The 9,743-nt window shown below is 67.0% G+C and carries 6 protein-coding genes and 1 pseudogene; 5 read left to right on the forward strand and 2 right to left on the reverse strand.

Going from position 1 to position 9,743, the window contains the following annotated elements; translation table 11 throughout:
• Positions 1 to 43 precede the first annotated feature (43 nt).
• On the forward strand, positions 44 to 1,738 hold the full coding sequence (gene pgi, locus GX543_RS06145; protein WP_290850591.1) for a glucose-6-phosphate isomerase: 1,695 nt from the start codon (positions 44 to 46) through the stop codon (positions 1,736 to 1,738).
• Between the two features lie 16 nt (positions 1,739 to 1,754).
• On the opposite strand, the gene GX543_RS06150 is transcribed toward pgi, so the two are convergent.
• Entirely contained in the window at positions 1,755 to 2,054 is a 300-nt protein-coding gene (locus GX543_RS06150) for a chorismate mutase (RefSeq protein ID WP_290850602.1), read from the reverse strand.
• A gap of 121 nt (positions 2,055 to 2,175) precedes the next feature.
• Between GX543_RS06150 and GX543_RS06155 the strand changes: the two genes are divergently transcribed.
• Together GX543_RS06155 and GX543_RS06160 are read left to right on the forward strand one after the other, a co-directional pair.
• A complete protein-coding gene (locus GX543_RS06155) occupies positions 2,176 to 4,008 on the forward strand; it encodes a hypothetical protein (protein WP_290850593.1) in 1,833 nt (610 codons plus the stop codon).
• Positions 4,009 to 4,097: 89 nt separating this feature from the next.
• Positions 4,098 to 6,602 (forward strand): UvrD-helicase domain-containing protein, encoded by a 2,505-nt coding sequence (locus GX543_RS06160; protein ID WP_290850595.1) that lies wholly within the window; start codon positions 4,098 to 4,100, stop codon positions 6,600 to 6,602.
• A 359-nt stretch (positions 6,603 to 6,961) separates the two neighbouring features.
• Here GX543_RS06160 and GX543_RS06165 read toward each other — a convergent pair whose 3' ends face one another.
• A complete protein-coding gene (locus GX543_RS06165) occupies positions 6,962 to 7,939 on the reverse strand; it encodes a M23 family metallopeptidase (protein WP_290850596.1) in 978 nt (325 codons plus the stop codon).
• 299 nt (positions 7,940 to 8,238) lie between these two features.
• On the opposite strand from GX543_RS06165, the gene sucC reads away from it, so the two are divergent.
• Positions 8,239 to 9,402, forward strand: a complete 1,164-nt coding sequence (gene sucC / locus GX543_RS06170) for an ADP-forming succinate--CoA ligase subunit beta (protein WP_290850598.1) — start codon at positions 8,239 to 8,241, stop codon at positions 9,400 to 9,402.
• A 16-nt stretch (positions 9,403 to 9,418) separates the two neighbouring features.
• Positions 9,419 to 9,743 (forward strand): annotated as a pseudogene (locus tag GX543_RS06175) (succinate--CoA ligase subunit alpha); the annotation flags it as partial.

Consider the following 9,743-nt stretch of genomic DNA (forward strand, 5'->3'; position numbering starts at 1 on the left):
CCGCGTGTGGCCGGACCCTCACTGTCCGCATAGTGTTGGGTTCATGACGACGAACTTGCGGGGGCGGCTCGACGGGGGCGATGACTTCGACATCTGCTCGACCGTTTCGTGGCATGCGCTGGCCGCGCATCAGCAGCACATGTACAGCCTGCACCTTCGGGAACTGTTCGTCATGGACGACGACCGCGGCGAGCGGATGACCGTCGATGCCGCCGAACTGCACATCGATTACTCGAAGAACCTCGTCACGCGCGAGACCGTGGAACTGCTGATGGCGCTCGCCCGCGAAGCCGGGGTGGAGGAGAAGCGCGACGCGATGTTCGCCGGCGCGCATCTGAACACGTCCGAGGACCGCGCCGTACTGCACACCGCGCTGCGACTGCCGCGCGAGGCGACCCTCGTGGTCGACGGCCAGGACGTGGTGGCCGACGTCCACGCCGTGCTCGACGCGATGGGCGAGTTCACCGACCGCGTCCGTTCCGGCGAATGGGTGGGGCACACCGGCAAGGCGATCACCGACGTGGTCAACATCGGCATCGGCGGCAGCGACCTCGGCCCGGTGATGGCCTACGACGCCCTGCGCCACTACCGACACCCGAACATCAAAGGCCACTTCGTCTCCAACAGCGACCCGTCGGACCTGGTCTCGGTGCTCGCCGAGATCGACGCCGAGACCACGCTGTTCGTCGTCTCGTCGAAGACCTTCACCACCCTGGAGACCATCACCAACGCGACCGCCGCCAAAAAGTGGCTGCTGCGCGAACTCGGGGTCGCCGAGGGCGACCCCGCGGTCGAGAAGCACTTCGTCGCCGTCAGCACCAACGCCGAGGAAGTCGCGGCCTTCGGGATCGACACCGACAACATGTTCGGTTTCTGGAGCTGGGTGGGCGGTCGGTACTCCATCGACTCGGCCATCGGGCTGTCGCTGATGATCGCCATCGGACGCGAGCGGTTCGGCGAGTTCCTGGCCGGCTTCCACGCCGTCGACGAGCATTTCCGCACCGCGCCGCTGGAGCAGAATGCGCCGGTGCTGCTGGCCCTGATCGGCCTCTGGTACTCCAACTTCTGGGACGCGCAGTCGCAGGCCGTGCTGCCGTACTCCAACGACATGGAACGCTTCCCCGCCTACCTGCAGCAGCTGACCATGGAGTCCAACGGCAAATCGGTGACGACGCGCGGCCAGCACGTCACCGCGACCACCGGCGCCATCTACTGGGGCGAGCCGGGCACCAACGGTCAGCACGCGTTCTACCAACTGCTGCATCAGGGCACCTGGCTGATTCCGGCCGACTTCATCGGCTTCGCGAATCCGGTCGACGACCTCGCGACCACCGACGGACTCTCGATGCACGACATCCTGATGGCCAACTTCTTCGCGCAGACCGAGGTGCTGGCGTTCGGGAAGACGGCCGACGACATCGCCGCGGAGGGCGTGCCGCCCACGCTGGTGCCGCACAAGGTGATGCCCGGCAACCGGCCGTCGACGTCGATTCTGGCGCCCAAGCTGACCCCGTCGGTGCTCGGGCAGCTGATCGCCCTCTACGAGCACCAGACCTTCGTCAAAGCGGTGGTCTGGGGCATCAATCCGTTCGACCAGTGGGGGGTGGAGCTCGGCAAGCAGCAGGCCAACGATCTCGCCGGGGTCATCAGCGATCCCACGCCGCCCGCGCCGCTGCGCGATTCCTCAACCGACGCGATGGTGCGCTGGTACCGAAAGCAGCGTGGCAGGCAGGCCTGACCGCGGACCGGGAGGATCAGCGGCCGAGCGGGCCGCGGCCGAGCCGCAGCAGCAGCATCGCGAGGGTGTGGCCCTCGGTGCCGAGTGCGGAGAAGCGGTCGAGGACCTTCATCTCGCGACTGTGCACCAACCGCGGGCCGCCCGTGGCCATGCGGTGCGCACCGATCTTCTTCGAGACGGCGCTGCGGCGCTGGATCGCCGCCAGGATGACCGCGTCCATGCGATCGACCTCGACCCGGAGCTCGTCGATGTCGTCGGGTAGCGCTGCCACGTCGGAGCTCAGGTTGAGTGCCTCGAGGTCCAGCGCGAACGGCAGTTCGGCGCCTGCGGGGTCGGTCGGGCCGTCATTGCGCTGCTGATCATTCTGGTCACTCACGGCTTCTGATTTTGCCACGCGTGGTTCGCAGGCGGGACAGCGCGTAGTAGACAATGCAGGAATGATCACCGCTAAGAGAGCCGGAGCCATCGCGCTGGCACTGATCGCGGCGCAACTCGTCGTCCGCGCAGTGCTGGTGATCTGGGGAAACTTCTACTGGGACGACCTCATCCTGATCAGTCGGGCGTCGTCGAATCCGATCCTGAGCTGGGATTTCCTCGGGCACAGCCACGACGGTCACTTCATGCCCGGGGCGTTCCTGGTGGCGGGCCTGTCCACGGTGATCGCGCCGGTGCAGTGGTGGCTGCCCGCCCTCACGCTGGTGGTGCTGCAGGCCGTCGCATCGTTCGCGGTGTGGCGGATGATCCGGGTCATCGCGCCGAAGGCGCTCGGCTGGGGACTGGCGGCACTCGCCTTCTACCTGTTCGTCCCGATGACGGTCAGTGCCTTCGTGTGGTGGTCGGCGGGTCTCAACACGCTGCCCATGCAGGCCGCGATGGCGATCGTCGTCGCGAACGCCGTGCTGCTGGTGCGCGACCGCCCGGACGCGACCCGCAGTCGCCGCCTGCTGATCGGGGCGGTGGTCGCCTTCGCGGTGGCGCTGCTGTTCTTCGAGAAGTCGCTGTTCATCGTTCCGGTGGCGTTCGTCGCCGCGCTTCTGGCCGTCCGCGGGTCGACGCGCCCGCAGTGGACGGGTGGCGAAGTGGACTACCGCAACACCCCGCTGACGCAGACCTTCGTCCGCGCGAGGACGCTGTGGCTCACCTTGGGCGGCCTCTTCGTCGCCTGGACCGTGCTGTTCCTGGCGACGTCCGACGCGACCGCGGGCGAGCACTCCATCAGCCAGACGCTGCACCTGGTGTGGCGGAGCATCAACAACGCGATCATCCCGTCGTTGGTGGGCGGGCCGTGGACCTGGGAGCGGTGGACGCCGTCGCCGCCGATGGGATTCCCGTCCGTGTGGATGATCGTCCTCGGCTGGCTGGTACTGGTCGCGTTGATCGTCGCGACGGTGAAGTTCAAGCGCGGCGCCCCGACGATCTGGGTGTTCGCGCTGCTGTACGCGGTCGGCGCGCAGCTGCCGGTGATGTGGAATCGCTCGAGCGAGAACACGGCCCTCGAGCTCGCTCAGACGATGCGCTACCTGCCCGATACCGCACTCGTCCTGACGATCGCGTTCGCGCTGATCGCCGCGGCCCCGCGGAACGTCGGCGCGCACAGCGCCGAGGTGGCCGAACCGGACCGCCGACTCGCGGGTATCGGCGTCGGCTGCGTCGCCGTGCTGGTGCTGTCGGCGATGGTCGCGACGATGTCGTTCGGGCAGTCGTGGCGCGACGACCCGACGGGCGCCTACCTCGACAACGCCCGCGCATCGATGGCCGAGATGGACGGCAAGACGATGTTCGACCAACCGCTTCCGCTGGAGGTCCTGCTGCCCGTCGCCTACCCGAACAACATGATCAGCAATGTCTTCGGCCGCCTGCGTGAGCGACCGGACTTCGGCAACGTGACCGACGACCTCAAGGTGCTCAACCCGCAGGGCCAGCTGGTGGCAGGCATGGTGAGCCCGGTGCGGACCTTCAAGCCGAGCCGCGGCAGCTGCGCGCGGCCCGGCATCGACGGTCCGGTGAAGCTCCCGCTCAGCGGGCCGCTGATGGACTGGCAGTTCACCGTGTCGTTCAGTTATTGCGCCGACCGCGACGGCGCGATCGAAGTGCGACTCGAGGGCGGCGACCCGGTCGAGGTCCCGGTTCGGGCGGGTCTGCACGCGGCGTACCTCCAGCTCGACGGTCACGGCACCGAATTGCGTATCCGCCCCGTCACGCCGGGGCTGAAGCTGCACACCGGCGACGGCCGGGTGGGTCAGCCGGTGATGGCCGAGCCGGTTCCCTGATCGACGCGGGTCCGCTACGTCGGCCGACGAGGTGAGGTCGGATGTCAAGATGCCGGGATGTCGGGGGCCACGGGTAGCCTGAACAGGCCATGAACACTTCACTTGCTGCCATCGACGAGACCACGCTGAGCGACCGGGGGCGCGAGCTCCTCGACGGGCTCAACCCGCAGCAGCGGGAGGCCGTGTTGCACACGGGTTCCCCGTCGTTGATCGTCGCAGGCGCGGGATCGGGCAAGACTGCGGTGCTGACCCGGCGCATCGCGTTCCTGCTGGCCGAACGAGGGGTCACCCCCGGACAGATCCTCGCGATCACGTTCACCAACAAGGCCGCGGCCGAGATGCGGGAACGCGTCATCGACCTCGTCGGTCCGCGCGCGGCCTACATGTGGGTCTCGACCTTCCACTCCACGTGCGTCCGGATCCTCCGCGCGCAGTCGGGCCTGCTCGGCAACCGGAACTCCAACTTCTCGATCTACGACGCCGACGACTCCCGCAGGCTGCTCGGGATGATCGTGCGCGACCTCGACCTCGATCCCAAGAAGTTCAGCCCGCGCGGGGTCGGCACCCAGATCTCGAACTTCAAGAACGAGCTCAAGGACCCCGACACCGCGGCGGTCGAAGCCGAGGCCGAAGGTCAGACCGATCTCGCCGCGGGCACCATCGCGCAGATCTACGCCGAGTACCAGCGGCGGCTGGCGGCCGCCAACGCCTTCGACTTCGACGACCTGATCGGCGAGACCGTCTCGCTGCTGCAGCGGCACCCGAACGTCGCCGAGTACTACCGTCGCCGGTTCCGCCACGTGATGATCGACGAGTACCAGGACACCAACCACGCCCAGTACGTGCTGGTCCGCGAACTGGTCGGCGACAAAGACACCGAGAGCGGCCTGACCCCGTCGGAACTGTGCGTGGTCGGCGACGCCGACCAGTCGATCTACGCCTTCCGCGGCGCAACCATCCGCAACATCGAAGAGTTCGAGCGCGACTACCCCGACGCCAAGACCATCCTGCTCGAGCAGAACTACCGGTCCACCCAGACCATCCTGTCGGCCGCCAACGCCGTCATCTCGCGCAACCCCAACCGTCGCGACAAGAAGCTCTGGACCGACTCCGGCGACGGCGACCAGATCATCGGTTACGTCGCCGACTCCGACCGCGACGAGGCCGCGTTCATCGCCAAGCAGATCGAAGAACTGGTCGACTACTCGATCGGCGGATCGTCGAGCCACACCTACGCCGACGTCGCCGTCTTCTACCGCACCAACACCGGATCGCGGTCGCTGGAAGAGGTCTTCGTCCGCCATGGGATCCCCTACAAGGTGGTCGGCGGCACCAAGTTCTACGAGCGCAAAGAAGTCCGCGACATCGTGGCCTACCTGCGGGTGGTGGCCAACCCCGACGACTCGGTGAGTCTGCGCCGCATTCTCAACACGCCGCGACGCGGCATCGGCGACCGCGCCGAAGCCTGCGTCGCCGTCCACTCCGAGAACCTCGGCATCAGCTTCTACCAGGCCCTGGTGGAAGCGACGGAGAACCGGGTGCCGCTGCTCAACACCCGCGCCGTCAAGCAGATCACCGGCTTCGTCGACCTCATCGAGGGGCTGCGCAGCGACTACCTGATGTCGTTCGGCGCGGTCGGCGGCGAGGAGACCGACGACGCCGTCGCCGATGCCACCGTCGAGAACGCCGACATCGGCGACCTCGTCGACGCGATCGTCGAGCGCAGCGGCTATCGCGACGAACTCGAGTCGTCCAACGACCCCCAAGACGCCGCGCGGATGGACAACCTCAACGAGTTGATCGCCGTCGCCCGCGACTTCAGCGTCGAGGCCGCCCAGCAGGCCGAGCAGGAGCCCGTCGACGACGCAGCCGCCGACGCCGGCGAGATCATCGGCGACGGCGAGCCCGAGCCCGGCTCACTGGCCGCGTTCCTCGAGAAGGTCTCGCTGGTGGCCGACGCCGACCAGGTGCCCGACGAAGGCGAAGGCGTCGTCACCATGATGACCCTGCACACCGCCAAGGGCCTCGAGTTCCCGGTGGTCTTCGTGACCGGCTGGGAAGACGGCCACTTCCCGCACATGCGCGCCCTCGGCGACCCCGCCGAACTCAGCGAAGAACGACGCCTCGCCTACGTCGGCATCACCCGCGCCCGCGAGAAGCTGTACCTGACCCGCGCGATGTCGCGCGCGTCGTGGGGACAACCGGTGTCGAACCCCGAGTCACGGTTCCTGCAGGAGATCCCGCAGCACCTCATCGACTGGCGACGCACCGAACCCAAACGCGGCATGCGCGACTTCGGCTCCCGCGGCGGCAGCTTCGGTTTCGGATCCAGCGGGAGTTCGTCGTTCGGGGACTCCGGCTTCGGGTCCGGGTCCCGCGGACGGTCGTCGTACTCGTCCGACCCGACCCGTGGACGCAACAAGCACGTCCACTACGACATCGGCGACCGGATGAACCACCCGCAGTACGGGATGGGGAAGGCCGTCGCGAAGGAGGGGAGCGGGGCTACTGAGCGCATCACCTTCGACTTCGGTGGGGCGGTTGGGCGCGTCACTCTCATGACTGTTGGTGGGTTGCCGGGCGAGAAACTGTAGAAGGGGGGCCGGGCTTGCCGGTTTCCTCGGGTTCGCGCTTCGCTCTAGCGTTCGCGTTCGCTTGTGAGCAGCTGTGGGCTGTCGCCGGGGAGGAATCTCTTGTCGAGACAGTCCTCGCTCCTCGCCTAGCGGCTCGTCCCTGCGGAGAGCTCGACAAGAGATTCCTCCCCGGCGACGGTTCTCTGGTTTCGTTGCGTTTTTGCTTGTCCTGAGATTGTTGGGCGTGCCGTGTGTCCCGTGCGACCTGTTCGGTATCACGTGTTCGTTGTCCGGGCTCGGGGCCGTTATACGTCAGAAAGGCCCGCACCTGGGTGCGGGCCTTCTGTGTCTTGGGTTGCGCTGTCGGTTTGCGGCTGGGCCTAGTTGCCGAGGGCGGAGAGGCGGACGCCCTGCTTGGCTAGCCAGGGGGCGGGGTCGACCTTGACGTAGCTGCCGCCCTTGGGCTTCCAGACCTCGAAGTGGAGGTGGGGGCCGGTGGAGAAGCCTTCGTTGCCGACGAGGCCGATGGTGTCGCCCGCGGTGACCTTCTGGCCGGCCTTCACCAGGACGCCCGAGCTCGCCATGTGGCCGTACATCGTGATGGTGCCGTCGGAGGCCTTGACCTGGATCCAGTGCCCGTAGCCGGACGCGGCTTCGGCCTTGACGACGACGCCGTCGGTCGCGGCATGGATCGGCGTGCCGAGCGGGGCGGCCATGTCGATGCCGCCGTGGAAGGTGCCCCAGCGGGGCGCGAAAGCCGAGGTGAGGTCGTACGCACCCAGCGACAGCGGGCTCGCGACCAGCGGCCGACGCTTCGCGGCCTCGGCAGCGGCCTGTTCCTTCTTGATTTTGGTGCCCTGCGACAGCTGCGCGCTGAACTCGGTCAGATCGGCGGCCGGTGCCGCGGCCAGCGCGCGGGGGCCGGTGTCGTCCGAGGTGAGATTGCCGACCGGCTTGATGTTCTGGTCGTCGAGCGGTGCCGGGGACGGTGCCGAGGCCAGCGGGCTGGCGCCATCGCCTGCCGAACCGGTGACCGCCATCGCAGTGGCGCCTGCGGCGATCGCGAGGAGTGCGGTGCGGGCGCGCAACGCGGCGGGCGGGGCCTGCAGGCGATGCTTCGGCTTCGCGGTCTCGGGCGCCGGAGCGCTCTCGGGAAGGTCGTCGCGGGTGATCGTGATCTCGGTGGTGCTGACGTTGTCGGTGCTCAGGCCGGGCGCAGCCGAGCCGAGTCCGAGACGCAGAGTGCGCGACGGCATCGGGAAGTCGCGGGTCTCGGGGGTGGGAAGCGATGCGGAATCGTCTTGGCGGGCAGTCGTGCCATCACGGTCGAGAAGGCTCCGTGTTGCCAAGTCGTTCACCTCAAATCTATCTTCACGTCACGGCTGTGGGAGGGTGCCGTGTCGTGACCTAGTCGTTACCAACCTCAATGACGGTAACCAACGGCAGACCCGAAGTCCACCGAGAGTTCGAATCACGTCCCTATTCTGGCTGCTCAATGAGCAGATTCTCGGTGCACAGCGGGTTACTCGCCAGTAGGGGGTGAGATGTCGCACAAGGATGGGGATGCATGCAAATGCGACGGGGTCGGGGGATTAGAGTCGCCTATGGCCCGCGTTACACCGAGGCGGGCGGAACATTACTTCAGATGGTGAGCTGAATGGATCTCTTCGAATACCAGGCGAAGGAACTGTTCGCCAAGCATGGGGTACCCACCACACCCGGTCGGGTGACCGATACTGCCGCCGATGCGCGGGCGATCGCCGAGGAAATCGGCAAGCCCGTGATGATCAAGGCGCAGGTCAAGGTCGGCGGCCGTGGCAAGGCGGGTGGCGTCAAGTACGCCGCGACCCCTGATGACGCACAGACGCACGCTGAAAACATCCTTGGCCTCGATATCAAGGGCCATATCGTCAAGAAGCTCCTCGTTGCTGAAGCCAGCGACATCGCTGAGGAGTACTACATCTCGTTCCTGCTCGATCGCGCGAACCGCACCTACCTGGCCATGTGCTCGGTCGAGGGCGGCATGGAGATCGAAGAGGTCGCGGCTACCAAGCCCGAGCGCCTCGCCAAGATCGCCGTGGACGCCGTCAAGGGTGTCGATCTCGCGTTCGCTCGTGAGATCGCCGAGAAGGGTCACCTGCCCGCCGAGGTCCTCGACGCCGCAGCCGTGACCATTCAGAAGCTGTGGGAGGTCTTCGTCGCCGAAGACGCGATCCTCGTTGAGGTCAACCCGCTGGTCCGTACGCCGGACGATCAGATCCTGGCCCTCGACGGCAAGGTGACCCTGGACGAGAACGCCGAGTTCCGCCAGGCCGATCACGCTGCGTTCGCCGACATCGACGCGACCGATCCGCTGGAGCTGAAGGCCAAGCAGAACGATCTGAACTACGTCAAGCTCGACGGACAGGTCGGCGTCATCGGTAACGGTGCCGGTCTGGTCATGTCGACCCTGGACGTCGTCGCCTACGCGGGCGAGAACCACGGTGGCGTCAAGCCCGCCAACTTCCTGGACATCGGCGGCGGCGCCTCGGCCGACGTCATGGCTGCAGGCCTCGACGTCATCCTCGGTGACGAGCAGGTCAAGAGCGTGTTCGTGAACGTCTTCGGCGGCATCACCGCCTGTGACGCGGTCGCCAACGGCATCGTCGGCGCCCTCGCCAAGCTGGGTGACAGCGCCAGCAAGCCGCTGGTGGTTCGCCTCGACGGCAACAAGGTCGAAGAGGGTCGCAAGATCCTGGCAGAGGCCAACCATCCGCTGGTGACCGTGGCCGAGACCATGGACGCCGGTGCCGACAAGGCCGCCGAGCTGGCGAACAAGTAGGAGACGAAGAAGAGTCATGTCGATCTACCTGAACAAGAACAACAAGGTCATCGTCCAGGGCATCACCGGCGGCGAGGGCACCAAGCACACCGCACTGATGCTGAAGGCCGGCACCAACGTCGTCGGCGGCGTCAACGCCCGCAAGGCAGGGACCACGGTCTCGCACGTCGACGCCGACGGCAACGCCGTCGAGCTGCCGGTGTTCGCTTCGGTCGCCGAGGCCATGCAGGAGACCGGGGCCGACACCTCGATCGCCTTCGTGCCCCCCGCCTTCTCGAAGGACGCCATCATCGAGGCCATCGACGCGGAGATCCCGCTGCTCGTGGTCATCACCGAGGGCA

It is taken from the genome of Gordonia sp. (in: high G+C Gram-positive bacteria) (assembly GCF_012515855.1).
Lineage (GTDB): Bacteria > Actinomycetota > Actinomycetes > Mycobacteriales > Mycobacteriaceae > Gordonia.